The organism is Luteitalea sp., from assembly GCF_022842525.1.
In the GTDB taxonomy this organism is placed as follows: Bacteria; Acidobacteriota; Vicinamibacteria; order Vicinamibacterales; family Vicinamibacteraceae; genus Luteitalea.
Genome location: NZ_JALHPM010000118.1, coordinates 1 through 21,800, shown reverse-complemented (window position 1 = coordinate 21,800; position 21,800 = coordinate 1). Strand labels below are relative to the sequence as shown.

Below are 21,800 nucleotides of genomic sequence, written 5' to 3'. Positions count from 1 at the left end.
GGCCGTCATCGTCAGAACGGCGATGGTGACGGCCGGCTCGGAGAGCCGGCCCTACCCGGCCTAACCAGTCCGGCCGAACCTAGAACAGGAACTTCACGCCGAGCTCGGCGCGACGCATCGTGTCGGCCGAGGCGATGACCCCGAAGTTGGCGGCGCCGAACGTCGTGGTCGGTGCGCCCCAGTTGACCTGGTTGAACAGGTTGAAGATCTCGGCGCGCAGCTGGATGCGCGACCGGCCACCGGTCGAGATGTTCTTCATCAGCGAGATGTCGGTGGTGCTGAACTTGCGGCCGCGCAGGTAGTTGCGCGGCGTGTTGCCGAACGTGTAGAGGTCCGGCAGGGCGAAGGCGGCCGGGTCGATGCAGCCCACCAGGCCGAGCCCGTTCGGGTTGGCCTGGCAGTTCAGCTCGACGCCCGGGTTGACGAGCATCGGGCGCTGGGCGCCGATGCCGATGTTGGCGCGATCTGGCTGAATCGTGACGTTGAGCGGGGTGCCGCTCTGGATCGTCGAGATGCCGGCCACCTGCCAGCCACCGAGCACGCCGCGCAGGAGCAGGTTGCTCGAGTCACGGAAGAACGGCATGTCCCACACGTAGCTCACCACCAGCCGGTGCGGCACGTCCCAGTTGGCCGGACCGTAGTCGCTCCAGATGTCGTAGTTGTTGACGATGGCGCCACCGCCGTTGGAGTGCGTCGCCATGTCGCGCGTCTTCGACCACGTGTAGTGGGCGTTGAGCAGGAACCCGTTGGTCATGCGGCGCCGCGCAATCAGGCTGACCGCATCGTAGTTGGCGATGAGGTCGTTCTGGATGGTGCGAATCTGCCGGAACGCCTGGTTCGGACGACGAGCGTCGATGTTGCCCGGCCCCGGCAGCGGCGTGTTGTTGAAGAAGCTGCGATCGAGGTTCTTCGTCCGCGACGCGAGGTACTGGATCTCCACCACCGAGCTACCGAAGATCTCACGCTGCAGGTCCACGCTCCACTGGTTCTTGCGGGCGTTGGGCAGGTTGCGGTTCGGCGTGATCATGTTCGGCGGCCCACCGGGACCGACGACGCCGAAGGGCTGCGCGAACGACAGCGTCGGACTGACCGGGTTGTTGTTGAAGGTGAACTCGGCCGCGATCGGCGGGTTGTTGGTCAGGAACGTGAACGAGTTCATCTGGTTGGGGTTGTAGTAGATGCCCCAGCCGGCGCGCAGGACCGTCTTGTCGCCGAGACGATAGGTCGCGCCGAGACGCGGCCCCCAGTCCTGCGTATTCGGCTCGTGGAACTCGAAGCCGACGGCGGGGAACGACGTCGGGATGATCTGGGTCTGCGTGGCGTCGAGCATCGACGCGAGGCCTTCGTACGTCTGCACCGGCGTGTTGCGCTCGTAGCGGAGGCCGAGGCTGAGGGTCATGTTCCGCGTCGCCTGCCACACGTCGTTGATGAAGAAGCCGTTGCGCCACTGGCCGACGTGCCCCTGCACCTGGTCCACCGGCGTGCCCACCGAGTTGGGCACACCGACCATGAAGTCGGCCACCGAGTAGCCCGTCATCTGGCCGTTGAACGCGAAGGCGCCGCGCGGGCTGTTGGCCGCACGCCGACCCGTGGCCATCTTGCGCAGGTCGAAGCCGGTCCGGATGTTGTGCTTGCCCTTGGTCCACGACAGCACGTTGGACATCTGGAACGTGGTGTCGAACTGATACCAGTTGGTGCCGCCGTTGCCGAGCCCGTTGAACGCCGTGAGGCTGATGGTCGGGATGCCCGGGTTGTCGTAGCGGACGTCACCGTCGAAGCCGGGGATGCCGAGGTCGGCGCCGGCCGACCCGTTGCCGTCGAGCGCGAAGTTGTTCAGCGAGTCGAAGTCGATGCGGTGATAGCCGATGCGGAAGTCGTTGAGCAGCGACGGCGAGAGGGTCTGCTGGTACGACACCAGCGTGTTCTTGTTCAGGCGCGGCTGGTAGAGGCCGCCGGTCGGGTTGAGGGCCCCGAAGCCATCGAAGGCGTCGACCCAGTTGTAGCGGACGTACACCCGCGAGGCCGCGCCGATGTTCTGGTCGACACGGGCCAGGATCTGGTCGTTGTTGCTCTCGTTGAGCACCGGGCCCTGGAAGTTGTTGGCCGTCCCCGGCAGGTTCGGCACGGGGAAGTACTGCAGCAGGCGCAGCGCCTGCGGCGACAGGTCGGACAGCGGGATCTGGTTGCCGGCGTACGGCACCTTGGTGATCGGGTGCACGATCTGGGTGGCAATCTCGCCGAAGTCCCCGCGCCGCATGCGCTCGGTCGGCATCGAGCCGATTGGACTGGTCGTGCGCTCGGATCGCAGGCCCTCGTAGGCGCCCATGAAGAAGGTGCGGTTGGTGCCGTTGTAGAGCCCGGGGATGATGACCGGCCCGTCGAACTGCGCCCCGAACTGGTTGCTCCGCTTCGGCGGCTCGGGCAGGTTCGGGTTGTCGAAGTAGCCGCGGCTCTCGAGCGAGTCGTCCTGGAAGTACTCGAACAGCGCGCCGTGGAAGGCGTTGGTGCCGGCCTTGGTGACGACGTTGACGTGCACGCCGAGGTACGAGCCGTACTCGGCCGAGGTGCTGCCGGTCTGCACCGCGACCTCCTGCACCGCGTCGGCCATCGGGCGCATGCTCGTCATCGCGAGCAGGTTGGACGTGGCGTTGATGCCGTCCATCGTCAGGCTGTTCTGAATCTCGCGCTGACCGGCGCCGCGGAACGACAGGCCGATGTCGGTGGTATTGCCCCGCAGGACGCCCGGCGTCGTCGCCGCCATCTGCCAGACGTTGCGCCCGCTGGCCGGCAGGTCGGTGACGGCGCGCGCCTCGACGGTCTGCGACACGGCGGCCCGGTCCGTCTGGATGGTCGTGTTCGACGCCTCGACCGTCACGGTCTCGGAGAGGTCGCCGACGCTGAGGACCGCGTCCTGCCGCACCACCTGGTTGCCGCCGACGTTGATGTTGGTCGCCTTGAAGGTCTGGAAGCCCTGCAGGGTGACGGTGATTTCGTAGCGGCCCAGCGGCACGGCGTTGAACTGGTAGACCCCCGCCTCGTTGGTGATGCCGGTGAGGGTCGCCTGGGTGCCGAGGTTGACGGCCGTGACGGTGGCGCCAGGCAGCACACCGCCGCCCGAGTCGGTCACGGTCCCCACGAGTCCGGTTTGTGACGCGAGCTGGGCGAATGCGGGTGCGGACAACAGAAGGGCAAGGACTGCAGTAGACAGGACTCGCAACACGCGGGCATCCTCCTCACGTCATGGACGCGGGCAGCACAAGCGACCTGCCCGCCTTGTGAAACGGCGCCCTGACATCAGGAGCGCGTTTCGATTCACTGAGGCGCACACCGTAATCGAAATCCTGCGCGTTGTCCATGCGGTCGAGCCAGGTCGCTTGCCGTCGGGACGGGTGGCGGCTATTCTCCGGGCGTGCCGGACCGTGATCGGCACCGCTCGCAACGTGTGCCCGCTTCCAGGAGACGCCCCGTGTCAGCAACGCAGACCGCCCCCTCGCGCCGTTCCGCCTTCCGCACGCTCTTTGCCACCATCGGCGCCAGCGCCCTCGGCGTCTTCGGCGGCAAGGCCCACGCCGCCACGACCGACGCGACGGGCATCGTGACCATCCCCGACGAGAGCCAGGCCCCGGCGGCCCAGAAGCAGGTGCCGCTCTTCTCGTCGGCCAAGGTGCACGGCGGCCTGGTGTTCATCGCCGGCAAGGGCTACCACGAGGCCGGCGACATCAAGGTGCACACCAAGTCCGTGCTCGACCAGCTCGAGGCCGAGCTCACCAAGGCGGGGTCGTCGATGGAGAAGGTGCTGAAGGTGAACGTGTACCTGCACGACCTCGAGGACTACAACGGCATGAACGAGGTCTTCCGCGGCCGCTTCGGCCCGAATCCGCCCGTCCGCACCACCATCGCCTGCTACGGCGGTGTGCCCGGCAAGTCGCTGGTCGAGATCGACTGCATCGCGGCGCTATAAACCAGGGAGAGGACGGAGGACCGAGGACGGAGGAAAAAGGTAGGACGGAGGGGCGAGAGGACGAAAGTTCGAAGAAGGGTGAAGTGTCGCACCTCGAACCTCTGACCTCCGACCTACCTCCGTCCTCGTTCCTCGGTCCTCCGTCCTCGTTCCTCGGTCCTCCGTCCTCGTGCCTCCGTCCTTGCCGGGGTCGCCCGCCTACGCTTTCGCGGTGAGGACTTCCCTGAGGCGGCGGGCGACAATCTTCTCGTCGCCTGGTTCCATCATCCAGACCCCGATCATCAGCTCCTCGCCCGGGCGCACGCCGATCGACGGTGTGCCTTCGCGGAGGCGCTTCGAGATCTCGGGGCCGGTGATGCCGGTCACCGCCGTGTCCAGGGTGATGGCGACGTGCGGGACGTGGTTGGCGACTTCAGGCACGGTGATGCTGGCCTTGACGCCCGGGATGCCCGCCAGGCTCTTGAGGACGATGTCAGCGCGGCGTTCGTACTCGCGCTCCATCGCCGCATGATCGAGCTTCACGAAACGCTCGACCGCCGCCAGCATCCCCAGCATCTCTTCCTTGTTGACCTTCATGCCCCGGCCGATGGCATTGCCGTTGGGCGCCGCGTTGGCGCGGGCGGCGGCGATGAGGTCCTTGCGCCCGAGCAGCAGTCCGGCGCTCTGCGGACCGCGAATGCCCTTGCCGCCGGAGAACACCACGAGGTCGAAGCCCATCGCGGTGTACTTCCAGAGGTTCTCCACCGGGGGGACGTCGGCCGCGCAGTCGTTCATCGTGACCACGCCGTGCTTCTTGCCGAGGGCCACGAACTCGGTGTCGCGAATCTGCCCGACCGAGTTGTTGTTGTTGTAGAACAGCATCATCGCCGTCTGCGGGCCGATGGCGGCCTCGAGCTGCGCCGCGGTCTCGACTTCGACGATCTTCACGCCGCAGTTGCGGATGGCGTGGTCGTAGCCGAAGCGGTGCGACGTCTGCATGATGACTTCGGTCTTCATGCCGATCAGGTTCGGCAGGTCGACGATCTTCTTCGGATCGCCGGCCGTCAGCACGCCCGCGGTGCCGAGCGTCATGGCCGACGCCGCCCCGGACGACACCATCGCCGCCTCTGCCTTCACGAGCGACGCGATGCGCTCCCCCACCCGGTCGTGCAGCTCGTTGAGCGGGACGTAGTGCTTCGACGCGTAGTTGATGGCATCCATGACCTCAGGCGGCATCAGCGAGGCCGTCATGTCGGTGTAGGTGCCCGCGGCGTTGATGAACGGCCGCACCCCCAGTTCCTTGAAGAAGTCGCGGCGGACCGGAGTGGCCGCACCGGCAGACGCCGCCGTGGCCGCGGTGCCACCGAGAAGGCCGCCAACCACTGGCAGCGAGGACAGGCGCTCGAAGAAGGTACGTCGGGTCAACATCGGATCTCCTCAGGATGGGAGGGGCAACTGTATCAGCGTGCGGCGATCAGGCCGACACGAATGCGTTCCTGGCCCTGCGGCTGCACCTGGATCGTGACACGAGCCGGCGGGTCCGTGGGAAACGTCTCGCGGAATACCGTGTTCATCGCCGCCATGTCGGCCAGGTCCGAGAGATACACGACCACCGACACGGTGTCGCGCAGCGTGAGTCCCCCGTCCTGCAGCGTGCCCCGCAGGGTCGCGAACACGGCGCGCGCCTGAGCCTCGATGCCGGCGCCGGCCTCCGGCGCGCTCTCCGCACTCACATAAAGCGTCGTCCCCGCCGCGAGGCCGTGCAATCGGCCCCCGGAGCCGATCGGCGCGCGCGCCTGTGCCGGCCGCACGGCGACGAACGTGATCTCGGCGCGAATCGGCCCTGGCAGCCGTGGCACCGCCACGAGGCCGACGGGCGGCACGTCCGCCGCGCCAAAGGACGCCGCGAGCGCCGCCGACAGCGCGTCCGCCTCGGTGACCCGCGTGGCGTACGCCTGCGCGTGCACGACGTCGGTCGCCTGCAACCCCGCCGCCTTCAGCGTCGTGGTGATGTTGGCCACCGTCTGCCGCACCTGCGCCTCGACGGCCTCGCCCACGGCTTTGGTCGCAGGATCCTGGCCGCCCATGCCCGAGACGTACAGCGTGTCACCAGCCCAGACGGCCGGCGAATACGGCCCGAGCGGCGCCGGCAACGCCCCAGCGGGCGGACGCACCACCGAAATCGCCGCCAGATCGGCGTAGCCGATACAGCCGATCTCGACACCGGCGCCGGCCGGCAGGCCCGCCGCCTGCACGGTGGTCCGGGCCGGCACCCGCTCGGTGAAGTGGGCCCCATACGCCGCGTTCATGGCGGCATAGTCGTCCATGTTCGCGAGATACACGTGGCACTTGACGAGGTGCTGATAGCCGAGCCCCGCCGCGGTCAGCACCGCGCCGATGCCGTCCATCGCCTGCTTCGTCTGCGCGGTGAGGTCCGCCGGCGTCGCGCCCGTGCCGGGCAGCCCCAGCTGGCCCGAGATGTACAGCGTCTTGCCGACCATCACGCCAGGCGCGTACGGTCGGTCCGCCGGCCCGCCAGCGGGACGAATCACCCGTCGCGTCGACGCGGCCGGCTGGGCCCCCGCCAGGGTGGCGCACAGCAACGTGAGCGCGAGACCACTCCCCCAGACGCGCCGGCTCACGGCTGCGTCCGTCGGGCTGGACGCGCCGCGCCCTGCGGCGTCACCGGCATCGACTGCCAGTCCGTGGCCGCCCGCCCGTTCAGGTCCCATACGACCTGGCCGGCCCGCAGCGTCAGCTCGCATTCGAGCTTCTGCGTGCCCATCATCCGGCCACCGGCCGAGTCGATGAAGCCGAAGTCGCCCTTGCGCAGGGCGAGCACGGCGACATCGGCCTCGGTGCCCACCCCGAGGTGCCCGAGGTCGTCGCGCTGGATGACCGACGCTGCCTTCGCCGTGTTGGCGCGAATGACATCGGTGAGCGGCATGCCGAGCACCAGCATCTTGGACATCGTGTTCAGGATGTCCTTCATGCCGGCGTTCATGCTGCCCGTGTGCAGGTCGGTGCTGATGACGTCGGGGAAGAAGCCCTGCTTCGTGGCCGGCACGGCCTGCCGCCACAGGAAGCTGCCGCCGCCGTGGCCGACGTCGAACAGCACGCCGCGCTTGCGCGCCGCCAGCACATACGGCTCCACCTGTCCCTGCGTGTTGACGATCGGCAGGCGCCCGTTGACGTGCGCATACATGTGCGTCAGCAGGTCGCCCGGGCGGAGGTGCGTGTTCAGGAGGGCATCGAGCGACAGCGGCGGCGTGTTGCCGCCGAAATCGATCATCACGGGCACCTTGGCCTCGGTGCCGGCCTCCACCGCGCGCGTGACGGGATCCCACTCGGGTCCGTTGTAGTGCGCCACCTTGATGCCGACGATGACGCCGGGGTGCTGGCGAATGCGCATCGCGGTCAGCCTGGCGTCCATGTCGGCGAGGTTCTGTTCGGCTGGTCCCCCGCGCATGCCGGCGCCGACGATGTTGAGGAACGACAGGACGCGGGTCTTCGACGTGTCGATGATCTGGGCCTTGAACTGCGGGAAGCTGCGCCACCCGGCGCCCCCCACGTCCACGAGCGTCGTCTGGCCGCTGCGGAACGAGTGGCTGTCCGGCGGCACGGCGACGAGGCCGTTGCTCAGGTACGCGTCCGGTTCGGTGCCGTGGAAGACGTGCGCATGGAGGTCGATCAGGCCCGGCACCACGTAGAGCCCACTGGCGTCGACCACCTTGCGCGCTTTCGCGGCATCGATCGAGGCGGCGACCTCGGCAATCTTGCCGTCGGCGATGGCCACGTCCATCACGCCGTCGCGCCCGTGCTTCGGGTCGATGACGTGCCCCCCCTTGATCACGAGGCTGTAGGGCTGGGCCGCGGCCGGGCTGGCCGCGCTCGCGACGACGGCCGCGAGCAATCCGAACAACAGGGTGCGCAGACGACTGGACAACGGGGACGCTCCTGACGGTCGAGGGCACGCCGGCGCCTGCTTGCAGCAGGGCCCGCGCCACGACATCCCAGGTGCGGCACCGCACGCGGGCCGTGGTCAGACCGATGGCCGCGTGTTATAGCACATGGCGCCAGGAGGCCCGTTCATGTCCAGTCGTCCGATTGCCCTCGTCGTCCTTGCGGCGCTCGCCGCCGTTGCCGCCCCCGTCCTCACCGCTCCCACGTCGCCCGAGGCGCCACCGGCCCGCCAGGCCGCCCAGGCCCCCGCCGCCGTGCCGGCCGCGCCCTCCCTCTCGCCGGAGGCCGTCATCGCGGCGCTGCGCAAGCCCGAGAACAGCACCGGCAACATCGCCGACGCGGTGGAAGCCGCCACCGGGTCCCGGGGCTGGATGTCGTCGGACATGAAACCGATCAGCGCCGGCAAGATCGTCGGCCGCGCCTGGACGGCGGTGATGCGCCCGGTGCTCAAGAGCGACACCCGTGAGTACCCGAACTACCTGTTGCAGGTGCTCGACGAGGCCCCGGCGGGCAGTGTGCTGGTGTACGTGATGCAGGACGGCCTGGAGATCGCCGCCATGGGGAACCTGATGGCGACGACCGCGAAGGCGCGGGGGCTCGAGGGGACGGTCATCGACGGCGCGGTCCGCGACGTGACGGAGTTGCGGGCCATCGGCCACCAGGTGTTCTCACGGCGCGTGAGCCCGGCCACCTCGGTGGGTCGCATGGTCAGCGTGGCGAAGCAGACGCCCGTCCGCTGTGCCGACGTGATGGTCACCCCGGGCGACTACATCGTCGGCGACGCGGACGGCGTCGTGGTGGTGCCGCAGGGCGCCGCCGCCGATCAGGTGGTCGCCCTGCTGAAGGACTACGATGCGCGCGAGTCGAAGATGGTGCCGATCATCCAGCGCGAGAAGTCGATGCTGAAGGCGCTGGAGATCTACGGGCGCTATTGAGCGATCCGCCGGGACGTTCGCTGACCGTCGACCTGAAGGTCGACGGCTACAGTCGCCACCCGTAGGCGTCGAGCTTCAGCTCGACGCGTTCGACGTACGCGCCAGGTGCGCGGCGCGCGGGAAGAGGATGTGGTTCTCGAGATGGACGTGCATGTGCATGTCGGTCTCGAGCTGCGCCAGGCCGTAGTAGAGGCCGCGGAATGTCGGACACGCCCACTCGGGAGGCGCGTAGCCATTGGTCAGCTGCCGCATCGTCGCCAGAGCGGCGCCGGCCGCTTCGTGGTCGGCCTCCATCACCGCGATGGGTGCATCGATCCAGGCGGCCGGCTCGGGCACCGGCACCGGACGGCCAGCCTCGAGCGCGATGATGAACGGGAACAGCACCTGGTCCTCGCGCAGCATGTGGTCGAGCAGTTCCCCCTGCAGGCCGGCGAACGTGCGCCCAAGGGGCAGGAGCACGTCGGGCAGGTGATCGCCGTGACGACTGATCACCTTCTCGACCATGGCCTCGAGCCTGGGCAGTTCCTCGCGCAAGGGCTCGTGATAGCGACGCTGGATGTGGCTGATCAGCGCCGTCAGCGTGGCATCGGCCCATGTCGGCCCGATGTCGGCAGGTGTGATGGCGGCCACCAGTTCGGTCACGACCGCGTCGGCATCCAGGCCGAGGTCGGCGCAGGCACGGGCCAGCGGGATGCGGCCACCACAGCAGAAGTCGATCTGGTGCCGCTGGAAGATGCGAATGGTGGCAGGCGCCTGGGTGGCGATGTCGGCGACGGTGGCATCAGAGGTGATGTTCATGACCCGAGCGTAGCGAGGGACGCCCCGCGCGTCGTTGCGCCAGCGCAAGGCCACCGCACCTGCGTACAATGCCGCGCATGCCCGTGCCCCCGCCACTGCAGAGGTCCCGCATCTTCGATGGCCTCACGGATGCCGAACGCGAGCAGTGGCTGGGACGCGCGACGCGCGTGACGCTGAAGCGGGGCGAGACGCTGGCACGGCAGGGCGAGCCGGCGCGCCACTTCTACCTCGTCGAGACGGGCTTCCTGAAGGTGCTGCAGTTGACCGTCGAGGGCACCGAACTCATCGTCCGCTTCGTTGGCGCCGGGGAACCGTTCGGCGGCGTCGTCGCGCTCGGCAACGCGCCCTATCCCGTCACGGCGACGGCGACGCAACCGTCGGTGATGCGGGCCTGGACCCGAGAGTCACTGGCGACCCTGCTGGCCGCGACCCCGCAGGTGAGCGTCAACATCATGCGGGAGATGGCGGCACACATGACCGACGCGCTGACGCGCGTGCGCGAGCTGACCACGGCACGAGTGGGACCGCGCCTCGCGCAGACGCTGCTGCGGCTGGCGCGCCAATGCGGCGAACGTCACCCCGAGGGCGTCCTGATCTCGCAACCCCTCACCCGCCAGGAGTTCGCCGACCTGACGGGCACGACGCTCTACACCGTGAGCCGCACGCTGACGAAGTGGGAGACGATGGGCCTGCTCCAGACGCGCCAGCGCCTCGTCCTGCTGCGATCACTGCCCCGCCTCGAGGAGATCGCCGGGTCGGACGAAGACTAGGCCGGCGACCTTGCCCCGCGCGCGATGCGCGCCATGTGCCAGGCCTGGACGACCGACGACGCCAGCAACAACCCCGCCGCGGTGGCAATCGTCGCGGGCGACTGACCGATCAGGCCGCCGGTGAGCAGCGGCACGGCCACCGCCCACGTCAGGAAGATGGTCAGCGTGGCGCGACCATCGGCGAGTCGATGCGCCGAGCGCGCCGGTGGCGTCCCCTCCAGGCGTGCCAGCTCGCGATACCACGCATGCATCGGCAACAGCCGTCCCTGGATGCCCACCACCATCTGCGCCACGAAGCCGAGGATCCCGGTCACGCCGTACGCCCACACCAGCGCCGGCGACGACGCCGCGAGGACGATCCACAGTCCGAGGGCCACGGCGATCACCAGGTACAGCATGGCCGCGTGCGTCTGCCACGTGGACCAGTCGCGTCCGTGCAGGTCTTTCGGGCGAGGGCGCCGATCGCCGAGAATGCCTCGGACCTGGCGCAGGAAGGCGACAAAGGCGGCGACGACGACCAGCGCCCAGGGCGCGACCGTCTGCGCGGTCAACAGTGCCCAGGCGATGCCGAGCGTACCGATCTCCAGCAGCACCGCACTCCATGCCAGCGCGCGGCCCGTGGGCATCGCGGCCGGCAGGAACATGGGTACGAGCCGATACGAGACGCCGACCACCATCATCACGCCCCAGCCGAGCACGGCAAGGTGGGCGTGGGCGGCGGCCGCGGCGAGCGGCGACCATGTCGCGACGCCCCATCCCCTGCCGAGAGCCATGAGGAGCCCGGCGCTGCCAGCCAGCAGCACGTTGGCGAACGCCAGCGCAATGTGCAACGAGACGCCGAACGGCATCCGGGCCGCTCGCAGGCCGCGGATCGCCCGCACGGCGACGATCGCGACGGCCGCCAGGACGGCAAGCGAGGCGACGCCCACCACCGCGTACGCTGCCCACCAGAACCCGAGGACCATGCCCACCGTGCCACTCCAGAACGACACGCAGGCGAGTGCATCGGCACGACGCGCGGCGAACGGCATGCCGAAGGCCAGCGGCGCCACGATGTAGAAGGCGCCGAGGATCGACGCCGAGATCCAGCCGAGGGTCACGAGGTGGACGACCGCGATCATCCGCGGGTGGTAGTGGAACGCGCCGGGCAGGTCCGGGTCGACGAGCAGCAGGCCCGCGGCCAGCGCCAGCGCAACGTGGGCGCCCGCGAAGTACACGAGCGGCAGCGTGGCGTCTGGCAGCAGCGCGGCGCGTCCCGGGCTGATCGACACGTCAGCCGTCCACGCGGCGTGTCGCCCCGACCAGGCCGAGACCGAACCCCGCAGCCATCCACGCGGTGAGCATCAGGGTGAGCCAGAGGCCACCGTGCTCGAGCCACCAGCCGACGAGGCTCCCGGTGCCGATGCCCGCGGGCGCCGTGCGCTCGAGCCCGAACAGCACCGTCACGCGCAGCGCATCGAGCGGATTGAGCATCAGGGGCAGCACCCATGCGGTCGGGTACTGCTGGACCCAAGGGGCCCCCGACAGCGCCAGCAGCACCAGGTCGGTGCCGAACAGCAGGCCGAACCACACCCCCAGCGCCAGCAGCAGCCCACGCACGTGGTCGCGCACCCAGAACCCGATGGCCAGGCCGACGAGCGCGATAGCGAGACAGACACCGCCCGCCGCCGCGGCGACGTACACCAGCGTCCCTGACACCCCCCCGGTGAGCGCAGTGGGCGCCACGAGCAGCAACGACGCGGGACACAGCAGCGCAGCCAACGCCATCACCTTGCCCGAGAGCCAGGCCCCGCGGGCCATCGGCTGTGTGAAGAGCAGCGGGAACTCGTCGGCGTCGCCGTGCGCCGCACTGAGACCAAGCAGCAGCGAGGACAGCGACAGGCAGTAGAGCACGCCCTGCAGCACCCATGCAGGCGCGGAGCGCTCGGTCGCATCGGGGGTGAACAGCGGCAGCACGCTGATGACGGTGGCCAGCGCCAGATGCACGTGCAGGAAGCGGTTGAGCCGGTGTTCCGCGACCTCGCGCCAGAAGGTCGCGCGGATGGTGGACAGGTGGGCAGTCATGGCAGTGACCTCGGTCAGACCGCGTGGGTGCGCACGGGCTGCGGCAGCGAGAAGGGAAACGCCTCGCGCAGGCGTGAGGGCGGCAGTTCCCGCGCCACACGCCCGGCCTCGAGCACCAGGCAGCGATCGGCGTGCCCTTCCCACTCGCCCAGCAGATGGGTGGCGACCAGCACCGTGGCGCCTCGACGCGCTGCGGAGTGCAGTTCGGCGTGCAGGAAGCGGCGCCAGTCCGGGTCGAGGCTCAGGCCGGGTTCGTCCAGCACCAGGACCGGCGCGTGCGGCAGCATCAGCACCGCAAGAGCCAGCCGCTGCCGCGTGCCGCCCGACAGCTGCCCGGTGGCCTGCGCGCGTACGCCGCCGAGGTCCCATCGCTCCTCGAGTTCGGCGACGCGAGTCGCGGGAAGCCCCCGGAGCCGTGCATAGAACTCGAGGATCTCTCCCGCCGTCAGCCGGGCGTGGAACCTGGGCGACTGCGGCAGGAACGACAATCGAGACAACGCTGCGTGCCGCGCGGTGACGAGGTCCGCCTGCTCGATGGCAATCCGTCCGGCGTCCGGCGCCGACAACCCGCAGAGGACCCGCAGCGTCGTCGTCTTGCCGGTACCGTTGGCGCCGACCAGCAGCGTGACCTGGCCGGCGTGGGCTTCGAGGTCGAGCCCGTCGAGCACCCGTTGGCGTGCGTACGATTTGGTGAGTCCGTCGATGGTGATCATGGGCGTGTGGGGTGCACGAGCGGCGCCGGATCCGTGACGCCTGGCAAGCCTGGCAGGGCGATGCGCGCGTGGACGAAGCGCAGCAGCCGCTCGCCCGGACTTCCAGCCAGCAGGCCGATGACGGGGAGGTCGCGGCGAATCTGTCCGAACAGGTCGAGTTCGCGATGCGGCAGGTCGGCCACGCCGTCGCGGTCGAGGTCGACCGTGACGGCCCCGCTCCAGTGATTGCCGCGGCCGTCCACCGACCACACGCTGGTCAGGTTGCCACCGGTCGTCTCGACGGTATGGAGGTTGCCGACGAAGTTGTTCCCGGTGAACTGGTTGCCGTCCGAGCTGTCCGAGGCGTGGATGCCGATGTGGTTGTTGGCGATGGTGTTGCCGACGACGCGATTGCCGTGACCGCTCTCGAAGAACAGCCCGATCGTGTTGCCGACGATGCGGTTCTCCTCCAGCGTGGTGTCATCCACCGTCTGCAGGAGGATGCCGTAGGCCCGATGACTCCGGTTGGCCAGGAACTGGTTGCGTCTCAGCACGAGGTGCTTCGAGTTCATGATGGCCGCGCCGGCGGCGTTGTCGCGAAAGACGTTGCCCTCGAAGCGGTTGTCGTCCGAGTACATGTAGTGCAGGCCGTAGCGCACGCCCTCGATGTCGTTGTCGCGGACCTCGGTCCGGTCGACGAAGGAGAAGTACACGCCGTCACGCGTGTGGCGGATGACGTTGCGCGCCACGACATGGTGCGACGAGTTCCAGATGTGCACCCCGTTGCCGCGCTGGTTCTGGTTCAGGCTGACCTCGCACAGCTCCCCCTCCGACGGCGTGCCGGCCGCCGCCATCGGGTCGACGGGCTCGAGCGTCGTCTCGGTGCCGACGATGGTGTTGCCCTCGATGCGGGCGCCATCGGCCTGGCGCACGTAGACGCCGTGGAGCGCATCGTGGATGCGGTTGCCGGCGATGACGGCGCGCGGCCCCGTGACGTGGATGGCGGCGTGGTCCTTGCCAAGGTCGAGCCCAGAGCCGCTCACCTCGAATCCTTCGAGCGTGACGTCGGCAGCCTGCACCGCAACCGTGTGCGTGCGCCCGTCGCCGACCAGGTGCGCCCCGGGCTCCCCGCGCAGGTGCAGCGACCGCGCGACGAGGAACGGCCCGTGGTACACGCCGGCGGGCACCGTGATGAGCGTGCCCGCTGGCGCCGTCACCAACTGCGTCTGCAACCAGGCGGTCCGTCTGCGGGAGTCGGGAGTCGGGAGTCGGGAGTCGGCGCTGGCGCTCGGTCCCGGCTGCTCGGCTGGCGAAGCCGGGGTTGAGTGCTCGACCGTCGCCGCTCGCACGGCGGCGACCGCCCCCGCGATCACCAACACACCGACGACGACCCGGTGGCGTGTCGTCATCGCAGGTCTCGTCGAGCCTCGCGCACCGACTGCCAGCCCGCCAGCAGGACGCACAGCAGGAAGGCGCCCATGCACAACGTCCCGGCCAGTGGCACGCTCGTCTGCACGAAGTTGGCGATCTGCTGTGATCCGATCACGACGGGCATGAACGGCTCGATCGTCATCGGCGCGCGCGGGTCGAGGTGGTGACCGTAGCTGTAGAGCCGCCAGGCGAAGCTGCCGAGCGAGAACGTCCCGAAGTACAGGAAGAGCACTCCGAGATCGACGATGTTCATGATCCGGCCCACCATCACCGCCCTGAGCCCGAGCAGGGCGAACACGCCGATCGCGAACGGGATGACCTTCATCTCGAGGAAGTCGGCCTGCGCGATCGGCTTCATGCCGATGTAGTGGTTGAGCGTGTTGATCTCGGCCAGATCCTGCCCGCCGTTGCCTGCCACGATCTGGTAGGCATACATGTCCAGCGTCAGCCCCTCCGCGTACTGCGGCGCGACGAGGCTGATGCGCCACAGCGGCAGCGTCGCCCCCAGCACGAGCAGCAGGATGCCGAGGAGCAGCAGGCCCCGCCCGGCCAGACTCACCGGGCGGTCCAGGATGCGGTGCATGGCCGAGAGCCGGGCGTTCATGGCTTGACGGCCAGGTAGCCCTGCATCTCCTGATGGAGGGCCGAGCAGAAGTTCGTGCAGTAGAACGGGAAGACGCCCGCCCTGGTCGCCGTGAACTTCACCGTCTTGGTTTCGCCCGGATCGACGACGACGTTCATGTCGTGCTCGACGATGCCGAGGCCGTGAATCATGTCGGTGGTCTGCTCGACGTTGGTCACGTGGATGGTGATCTCGTCGCCGACGTTGACCTCGATCTTGTCGGGCACGAAGCGGCTGCGGATGGCCACCATCTTGACGCTGACCTTGTTGCCCGAGCGCGTGACGCCTGCCTGGGACGCCTCCCAGACGGCCTGGGGATTGGTGTTCTCGGCCTTCGGATAGACCTCGATCGGCGCGATGGCGTCCGCCTTGAGGATCTGGGCGAAGTGCGGCTCCGGCTCGGTGTAGGCCTCGTACAGCATGGTCATCTTGCTGCCGCTGATGTCGATGAGCTGACTGCTTTCGGGCTGTGACGGGCCGACCGAGAGATGGCGCCCCTTCGACAGCTTGTTCATGGCCACCAGGTACTGGCCGTAGGGCGCCTTGGTGTCGCTGCCGCCGATGACGAGATGGCCGATGTTGAAGTGCACCGGGATCTTGTCCGAGATGACGGTGTTGAGGTCCTTCTTCTGCGCGTCGTTCCAGGGCGGCAGGCTCCACCGGGCGACGGCGGACTCGACGTACAGCGACGTGTAGGCATTGCCCTTGCCGTCGTACTGCGTGTGGAGCGGCCCCAGGCCCACCGGCACCTCGCCCTCGATGACGGCCGCGTGCTTGATGACCGGCACGCCGCGCACCTCCCCGTCGAAGGTCTTGTCGGCGATGGCCTTCTTGATCTTCTCGAAGTCGAAGACGCTGGTCACTGGTTGCAGCTTGCCGGACGCGGCGATCCAGCGGCCGGACGGGTCGGTGTCGATGCCGTGCGGCGACTTGGGCACGGGCAGGAAGTACAGCACGCCCGGCACCTTCGCCGGATCGATGACCGGCACGCCGTCCATCATCGTGGCCTTGCCGTCCTTGACGGCCTGTTCCGCGGCGCGCCAGTTGACGATGGCGGCGTAGTCGCGCTCGCCCTGCGTCGAGGTGGCCTCCAGGGTCTCGTGCTCCATCTCGGAGTTGTACGAGGTCCAGAACGCCCAGCCCGAGCTCGGCCCCTTGCCCGTCGAGCCCAGGTCCCAGTTGAAGGGCGGCGTCAGGATCTGCCAGCCCACGGTCATCTCGCCCGACGTCGGGTTGACCTTGATGCCGCTGACCATCCCGTTGAACTCGGTCTTGTAGGTCGAGAGGTCGGCGTAGCGCCCCTTGGGCAGCGGCACGGAGAAGCGCGTGGCCACCAGGACGTACTCGCTGTTCTCGGTGACGAACGACGAGCCGTGGTTGCCGCTCGAGTTGGGAATGGGGCCGAGAATCTGGCGCGTCTTGAAGTCGCGCAGGTCGACGCGGGCGATGCGGTTGTTGGCGTTGTCGTTGACGAAGAGCCAGCGCCCGTCGTACTTGCCCTCGGTCTGCGACAGGCCGGGGTGGTGGACGTCCCCCCAGGTGAACCGGCCGAGCATCGCCCGCGACTCCTCGTCGAAGCCGTAGCCGGTGGCCGGGTACGGGGCGAAGACCGGGATCGTCGAGATGTGCCGCATCGACGGCAGGCCGGCGACATACACCTGGCCCGAGTGGCCGCCCGAGTAGAAGAGGTAGTACTCGTCCTTCTCACCGGGGGCGACGTAGGTCTTCGCGGCCGCGGACGCCGTGTCGCCCTTGGCGGGAGTCGTGGCGCCCGGCGGGTTGCAGCCCGCGGTGGCCAGCAGCGCGGCGGTGAGACTGCCGCAGACGAAGAGCGTGAGGCGTGTGGTCATGGACGTGTCCTTGTGAGCGAAGGGGTGCGATTACTGGACGATCAGCACGCCGCGCATGCCGACCTGGTAGTGCCCGGGGAACGAGCAGAGGAACTCGTAGCGGCCTGGCGTGGTGGGCGCGGTGAAGGTGACCGTGTCGCGTTCCTTCGGCCCGAGCAGCCTGGTCGCCGCAAGGATCTGGTCCTGCTTCGTGGCGGTGGGCACGTAGTCGGTCGTGACGGCCTCGGCCGACGCCACCAGGAACGGCTGGATGTCGACGCCGGCGGCCACCAGCACCCAGTTGTGGCCCATCGAGAACTTGGGCGTGGTGCCGATGTTCACCAGCGTCACGCTGAGCTTTTCGCCGGGCGACGCCGTGATCTCGGTGACACTGAACTTCATCGTGTCGTTGCCGGTGATCTCGATGGCCCGGCCGTCGTGCACGACGGGCGCCGTCGGCGCCGGTGCTGGCGCGGCCGTGGTAGAGGGAGCGGGGTCGGTCGACGCGGGCGATGTGCAGGCCACGCCGATCACGGTGAGGAGCAGGGGAACGAGGGCAAGAGTGCGGGTCATGGGAATCCTTCCTGCCCCGCAGCATGGTCTTGTCTGCCCGGCACGTCTTTGCGCCAGCGCAAGGACCGGCCCGTACACCTCGGCGCAGACTCGGGGCATGACGACCCGACGACTGCTGCTGGGGCTGATGGGGGTGCTGCTGCTGACGGTCGCGGTGGTGCGCACGCGACCATCCGCCGCCATGGACCCGAACACACGGGAGTTCCCGGTCACCGGCGTGCTGACGGCCGCACCGGCGGAGGGCCGCGTGATGGTGTCGCACGACGCGATCCCGGGCTACATGCCGGCGATGACCATGCCCTTTGCCATCGCTGCCGGTGAGGCCCTGCCGGCGCTGGCCCCTGGCGACCGCGTGCGATTCGTCCTGCGCGTGAGCGAGGCCGCCTCGGCCGCGACCCGGTTCGAGGTCGTCGGCCACGACGCGGCGGTCGCGCAGGCCCTGCGTGGCGCCGCGCCCTCCTCGTCACGCCTGCGGACGGGTGACGCGCTGCCGGAGGTGTCGCTGGTGACCGAGGCAGGCCGGCCGTTCACCGCGGCTGACCTGCGTGGGCGGGCGACGGCGCTGACCTTCGTCTTCACGCGCTGCCCGGTGCCCGAGTTCTGTCCGCTGATGGTCAAGCGCTTCCAGCAGATCCAGCGTGAGCTCGCCGCCGATCCGGCGCTGGCCGACGCCCGTCTGCTGGCGGTGACGCTGGATCCGGCGTTCGACACGCCGCCGGTGCTGCGCGCCTACGCGGAGGCGATGCGGGCCGATCCGACGCGCTGGCAGTTCGTCACGGGCCCGCCGGCGCAGATCACGAGCCTGACGAAGGCTTTCGCGGTCCACGTCGAGCGCAACGGGGTCCTCCTCGACCACACGCTCGCCACCGCCGTGGTCGGCCCTGACGGCCGGATCGAGGCCCTGTGGCGTGGGAACGGCTGGTCGGCCGACGAGGTCGTGGCGGCGCTGCGCACGGCGCTCCGTGCGACGGAGTGAGGCGCACGCGGCGGATGCGCGGCTCCGCCTAGAACCACACGCGCACGCCCGTCACCAGTCGCGGCGCGCCGTTGGGCACGTCCCCGCCATCGGCGAGCGCAGCGGTGTCGCCGAAGGCACGCACCCACGTCACGCCGACATAGGGCGCCAACTCGCGTCGGACGTGGTAGCGCAGGCGCACCCCGGCCTCGCCAGTACTCAGCCCGCGTCCCACGCCGAGCGCGGCGTTGCCCTTGCCGTACAGGTTCAGCTCGACCACCGGTTGCAGGACGAGCCGATTGGAGAGCAGCAGGTCGTACTCGACCTCGACCTGCGCGGCGGTCTGTCCCGCGTCGGACAGGTAGGCGGTGGCTTGCACTTCGAAGAAGCCAGGCGCCAGCCCCTGCACGCCGACGGCGAGCCAGGTCTGTGCGCCGGGCTGGATGTCCTGACGCACGCCGCCCACCACGTCCCACCAGCGGGCAATCGCGCGCCCGTACAGCACGTGCGCGCTGGCCTCCTCCATGCCGCCGTCAGCGCCATCCCCCTCGGCGCGGAACCAGAGCCGATTGATGTCACCCCCCACCCAGCCGGTGTTGCTGAACGACACCTCCCCGGGGCCGTTGCCGGCACGCCACTCGAGCTGGTCGAACAGCACGAACCCGTTGATGTGCCGGTCGTGCGCGGCGTGGCCGTGCACGTCGGGGAACGCCGCCGCGCGCATCTCGTCGGTCACCGGCGGGATGAAGTCCGGCAGGACACCGTCACGCTTCGGCGGCGACGGGGCTGGCATCACGTGACCGGCATGAGGGTCGGGCGCCGGGGCCGGTGACTGCGGCGCAGGCATCACATGCCCGGCGTGCGGGTCCGGTGCCGGGGCCGGCGGGGTCTGGGCGAAGGCGCCGCTCGCACCCGCGATGACCAGCACCCACGCGAGGGCGAACGGGTAGCGGGTCACGACTGCGCCCCTTCCACCACGTGCACCTCGCGCATCATGCCGGTCTCCATGTGGAACAGCATGTGGCAGTGATAGGCCCAGCGGCCGAGGGCATCGGCCGTGACGCGGTAGCTCCGTCGACTGCCGGGCGGCATGTCCACGGTGTGCTTGCGCACCATGAAGCGGCCCTCGTCGTCCTCGACGTCGCTCCACATGCCGTGCAGGTGGATGGGGTGCGTCATCATCGTGTCGTTGACGAGGACGATGCGGATGCGCTCGCCGTAGGTGAGGCGCAGCGGCTCGGCGTCCGAGAACTTCTCGCCGTTGAACGACCACACGAAGCGCTCCATGTGGCCGGTGAGATGGAGCTCGATCGTCCGGGTCGGCTCGCGGCCGTCGGGATCGGGGAACGTGCTGCGCAGGTCGCCGTAGGTCAGCACGCGGCGGCCGTTGTCGCGCAGACCGATACCGGGATCGTCGAGTCTCGACGTCGGCATCATCGTCTGCATGTCGACCAGCGGGTTGCCGCGCTCGCTCTCGGGATGCGTCTGCATCGCCATGGCGTGTCCGCCATGCGCCGCTGGTGCGGTGGGCATCACGTGACCGGCATGCGGGTCGGTGGCCGCGGGCATGGCATGGCCGGCGTGCGGGTCAGGCGGTGACGGCCGGCTCGGAGAGCCGGCCCTACCCACGGCATCGTTCATCGTTCCACGTTCGCCATGGTCGCCATGTCCCCCGTGGCCCATGTCGGCCATCGACAGCACCGGCCGCGGGTCGAGGTCGGGAATCGGCGCGCGCAGGCCGGGGCGAACGGCGAGCGTCCCACAAGCCATGCCCGTGCGGTCCATCGCCTGGGCGACGATGGTCCAGGCCTCCTGCCCGACGGGCTCGACGATGACGTCGTAGGTCTCGGCGACGGCGATGCGGAACTCGTCGACGGCAACGGGACGGACCGGCAGGCCATCAGCGGCCACCACCGTCATCTTCAGCCCCGGAATGCGCACGTCGAAGTAGGTCATCGCCGATCCGTTGATGACCCGCAGGCGCACGCGTTCGCCCGGCGTGAACAGTCCTGTCCAGTTCCCCGCCGGCGCCGTCCCGTTCAGCAGGTACGTGTAGGTGTAGCCGGTGACGTCGGCGAGGTCCGCCGCGCTCATCCGCATCTGTCCCCACGCCAGCCGATCCGCCATCGTCTCGGACCAGCCCTTCTGGCGCAAATCCCGCACGAGGTCGACGACGGTGCGCTGACGCCAGTTGTAGTAGTGCGACTCCTTCTTGAGCTTGCGGTAGATGCGGGCCGGATCCTCGTCGGTCCAATCGGACAGCAGCAGCACGTGCTCGCGGTCGAACGCGACGGGATCGGGCTCGCGCGGATGGATGACGATCGGACCGTAGAGGCCCTGCTGCTCCTGGAAGCCCGAGTGGCTGTGGTACCAGTACGTGCCCGCCTGTTTCAGCGGGAATCGGTACGTGTAGCTGCCGCCCGCCGCGATGCCGTCGAAACTCAGGCCGGGTACCCCGTCCATGTTGGCCGGCAGGATCAGGCCATGCCAGTGGATCGAGGCGGTGTCCTCGAGGGTGTTGCGCACGCGCATGGTGACCGTGTCGCCTTCACGCCATTCCAGGAGCGGTGCCGGCAGCGACCCGTTGACCGTGATCGCGGTGCGCTCGGCCCCGGTGAAGTTGACGCGCGCGTGCCCGATCTCGAGATCGAACTCGCGGCCGCGCAACACCGCCTGCGGCTGTGTGGTCTGGGTCAGCGGTCGGCGGCCCCAGGCGACGCCTGGCGTGGCGAATGCCCCACTGGCGGCCACGACCCCGCCCGCGGCGAGGCCGCGCACGAACGTGCGGCGTGACGGACGTGACGAGGAGTGCGTGTGATCGTACGAGTGCATGACAGTCATCCGAGAAGAAACCCGTGTGCGTGGAGCGCGCGCAGCACGCGACTCCACCGGCGCCCACACCAACACGAGGGATGCGAACGCGTAAGCGACGAGCGTCAGACGACGATCAGATGCGGAGGACGAGCGAGAACGCGAGCGGTGGCGACGCTGGCGCGCGCGCCTGACGTGGCGCGCTGACGAGCCACGCGTGCCGCGTGTGCAGCACCACCAACGCTGGCGCCAGGACGGCGGCCGCCGTCGGCTGCGGCACGCGAAGACTGCCCTCACTGCGCGGCGCCGTGACGACCGCCGGGTGATCGCAGGCGTGCGAGCGCGGCGAGGAGGGCCCCGCCGTCGACGATGACGTCGAGGGCCCGGGGCCGGTCTGGGCCACGTCCGCGCGGGTCT

18 protein-coding genes and 1 pseudogene are annotated in these 21,800 nt (G+C 69.3%); 4 read left to right on the top strand and 15 right to left on the bottom strand.

Annotated features, from left to right (window positions below; all coding sequences use genetic code 11):
- Positions 1 to 79: 79 nt before the first annotated feature.
- Positions 80 to 3,127 carry a TonB-dependent receptor gene (locus Q0C41_RS20495; RefSeq protein ID WP_291986914.1) on the bottom strand — a complete coding sequence of 1,016 codons (3,048 nt, stop codon included), beginning with the start codon at positions 3,125 to 3,127 and terminating at the stop codon, positions 80 to 82.
- 339 nt (positions 3,128 to 3,466) lie between these two features.
- On the opposite strand from Q0C41_RS20495, the gene Q0C41_RS20490 reads away from it, so the two are divergent.
- Positions 3,467 to 3,961, top strand: a complete 495-nt coding sequence (locus Q0C41_RS20490; protein WP_291986912.1) for a RidA family protein — start codon at positions 3,467 to 3,469, stop codon at positions 3,959 to 3,961.
- A 198-nt stretch (positions 3,962 to 4,159) separates the two neighbouring features.
- On the opposite strand, the gene Q0C41_RS20485 is transcribed toward Q0C41_RS20490, so the two are convergent.
- Genes Q0C41_RS20485 through Q0C41_RS20475 form a run of 3 tightly spaced genes read right to left on the bottom strand, consistent with a single transcriptional unit; the run spans position 4,160 to position 7,853 of the window.
- Positions 4,160 to 5,368 (bottom strand): aminotransferase class V-fold PLP-dependent enzyme, encoded by a 1,209-nt coding sequence (locus Q0C41_RS20485; protein WP_291986910.1) that lies wholly within the window; start codon positions 5,366 to 5,368, stop codon positions 4,160 to 4,162.
- A 32-nt stretch (positions 5,369 to 5,400) separates the two neighbouring features.
- On the bottom strand, positions 5,401 to 6,582 hold the full coding sequence (locus tag Q0C41_RS20480) for a RidA family protein (protein ID WP_291986908.1): 1,182 nt from the start codon (positions 6,580 to 6,582) through the stop codon (positions 5,401 to 5,403).
- Positions 6,579 to 7,853, bottom strand: a complete 1,275-nt coding sequence (locus tag Q0C41_RS20475; RefSeq protein WP_367079253.1) for an amidohydrolase/deacetylase family metallohydrolase — start codon at positions 7,851 to 7,853, stop codon at positions 6,579 to 6,581. The genes Q0C41_RS20480 and Q0C41_RS20475 overlap by 4 nt, the downstream gene beginning before the upstream one ends.
- A gap of 178 nt (positions 7,854 to 8,031) precedes the next feature.
- Between Q0C41_RS20475 and Q0C41_RS20470 the strand changes: the two genes are divergently transcribed.
- A complete protein-coding gene (locus Q0C41_RS20470; protein ID WP_291986904.1) occupies positions 8,032 to 8,838 on the top strand; it encodes an RraA family protein in 807 nt (268 codons plus the stop codon).
- A gap of 75 nt (positions 8,839 to 8,913) precedes the next feature.
- On the opposite strand, the gene ric is transcribed toward Q0C41_RS20470, so the two are convergent.
- The gene (gene ric / locus Q0C41_RS20465; protein WP_291986901.1) at positions 8,914 to 9,636 is read right to left on the bottom strand and encodes an iron-sulfur cluster repair di-iron protein; all 723 of its coding nucleotides are present in this window, start codon (positions 9,634 to 9,636) and stop codon (positions 8,914 to 8,916) included.
- 77 nt (positions 9,637 to 9,713) lie between these two features.
- Here ric and Q0C41_RS20460 point away from each other — a divergent pair, with 77 nt between their 5' ends.
- Entirely contained in the window at positions 9,714 to 10,406 is a 693-nt protein-coding gene (locus Q0C41_RS20460; protein ID WP_291986898.1) for a Crp/Fnr family transcriptional regulator, read from the top strand.
- Here the strand turns inward: Q0C41_RS20460 and Q0C41_RS20455 are convergent.
- The 7 genes from Q0C41_RS20455 to Q0C41_RS20425 are packed head-to-tail and all read right to left on the bottom strand — an operon-like array spanning position 10,403 to position 17,617.
- A complete protein-coding gene (locus Q0C41_RS20455) occupies positions 10,403 to 11,677 on the bottom strand; it encodes a hypothetical protein (protein ID WP_291986896.1) in 1,275 nt (424 codons plus the stop codon). The two genes, Q0C41_RS20460 and Q0C41_RS20455, sit on opposite strands and share 4 nt — an antisense overlap.
- A 1-nt stretch (position 11,678) precedes the next feature.
- Entirely contained in the window at positions 11,679 to 12,470 is a 792-nt protein-coding gene (locus Q0C41_RS20450) for a hypothetical protein (protein ID WP_291986894.1), read from the bottom strand.
- Positions 12,471 to 12,484: 14 nt separating this feature from the next.
- The gene (locus Q0C41_RS20445; RefSeq protein WP_291986891.1) at positions 12,485 to 13,183 is read right to left on the bottom strand and encodes an ABC transporter ATP-binding protein; all 699 of its coding nucleotides are present in this window, start codon (positions 13,181 to 13,183) and stop codon (positions 12,485 to 12,487) included.
- Positions 13,180 to 14,571: a NosD domain-containing protein gene (locus tag Q0C41_RS20440; protein ID WP_291986889.1), complete on the bottom strand. Its 1,392-nt coding sequence runs from the start codon at positions 14,569 to 14,571 to the stop codon at positions 13,180 to 13,182. The genes Q0C41_RS20445 and Q0C41_RS20440 overlap by 4 nt, the downstream gene beginning before the upstream one ends.
- The gene (locus Q0C41_RS20435; protein WP_291986888.1) at positions 14,568 to 15,197 is read right to left on the bottom strand and encodes a hypothetical protein; all 630 of its coding nucleotides are present in this window, start codon (positions 15,195 to 15,197) and stop codon (positions 14,568 to 14,570) included. The genes Q0C41_RS20440 and Q0C41_RS20435 overlap by 4 nt, the downstream gene beginning before the upstream one ends.
- The gene (gene nosZ, locus Q0C41_RS20430) at positions 15,194 to 17,065 is read right to left on the bottom strand and encodes a Sec-dependent nitrous-oxide reductase (RefSeq protein ID WP_291986886.1); all 1,872 of its coding nucleotides are present in this window, start codon (positions 17,063 to 17,065) and stop codon (positions 15,194 to 15,196) included. The genes Q0C41_RS20435 and nosZ overlap by 4 nt, the downstream gene beginning before the upstream one ends.
- Before the next feature lie 30 nt (positions 17,066 to 17,095).
- Positions 17,096 to 17,617, bottom strand: coding sequence for a plastocyanin/azurin family copper-binding protein (locus tag Q0C41_RS20425; protein WP_291986884.1), 522 nt, complete (start codon positions 17,615 to 17,617; stop codon positions 17,096 to 17,098).
- Between the two features lie 97 nt (positions 17,618 to 17,714).
- Between Q0C41_RS20425 and Q0C41_RS20420 the strand changes: the two genes are divergently transcribed.
- Positions 17,715 to 18,593, top strand: a complete 879-nt coding sequence (locus Q0C41_RS20420) for an SCO family protein (RefSeq protein WP_291986882.1) — start codon at positions 17,715 to 17,717, stop codon at positions 18,591 to 18,593.
- A gap of 28 nt (positions 18,594 to 18,621) precedes the next feature.
- Here the strand turns inward: Q0C41_RS20420 and Q0C41_RS20415 are convergent, their stop codons facing one another.
- From Q0C41_RS20415 to Q0C41_RS20405, 3 genes and pseudogenes are all read right to left on the bottom strand, one after another.
- Positions 18,622 to 19,530, bottom strand: coding sequence for a copper resistance protein B (locus Q0C41_RS20415; RefSeq protein ID WP_291986880.1), 909 nt, complete (start codon positions 19,528 to 19,530; stop codon positions 18,622 to 18,624).
- Positions 19,527 to 21,404 (bottom strand): copper resistance system multicopper oxidase, encoded by a 1,878-nt coding sequence (locus Q0C41_RS20410; protein WP_291986879.1) that lies wholly within the window; start codon positions 21,402 to 21,404, stop codon positions 19,527 to 19,529. Before Q0C41_RS20410 ends, Q0C41_RS20415 begins: the two co-directional genes overlap by 4 nt.
- A gap of 115 nt (positions 21,405 to 21,519) precedes the next feature.
- Positions 21,520 to 21,800: pseudogene (locus Q0C41_RS20405) on the bottom strand (hypothetical protein); the annotation flags it as partial.